General features: G+C 57.0%; 1 protein-coding gene. It reads right to left on the bottom strand.

The window, feature by feature from the left end; translation table 11 throughout:
• The coding region (locus EE949_RS00195) for a PAS domain-containing protein (RefSeq protein WP_122661876.1) at nucleotides 1–284 on the bottom strand (284 nt) is incomplete at its 3' end.
• Nucleotides 285–388: the final 104 nt, after the last annotated feature.

Below are 388 nucleotides of genomic sequence, written 5' to 3'. Positions count from 1 at the left end.
CAGATGGAGCCTGTCGCAAAGCAGTATTGCAGACGGGCCATAACGCGCTCGCGATGCTCGGGATGAAGAACGGAACGCCAGCCCAGCGCCCGCATTGCCTCAAGCGAAGAACCGGTATACAGATACCAGCGTTCGTTGTACCACTGAACATGGCCACGGGGATCAGCCGTCCAGGCCAGCTGGCTCATGTTGTCGGCGAGTAATCTGAATTGACGCTCGCTCTCGCGCAGCACATCGATCTGCTGCAGGGAGCCCTGTTCGTGACCGGTCGAATGCAAGGGCATCACGGACGTCGGTTTTTTTCTTTTCTTTTGAGCGGGCAAAAAGGTCGATTCTTTCACGACGGAACAGTTGGCGATTCGCCTAGACGACAAAGGCGATGCCTGGC

Source organism: Pseudomonas viridiflava, assembly GCF_900602065.1.
Lineage (GTDB): Bacteria > Pseudomonadota > Gammaproteobacteria > Pseudomonadales > Pseudomonadaceae > Aquipseudomonas.
This window is presented reverse-complemented; position numbering and strand designations above follow the sequence as displayed.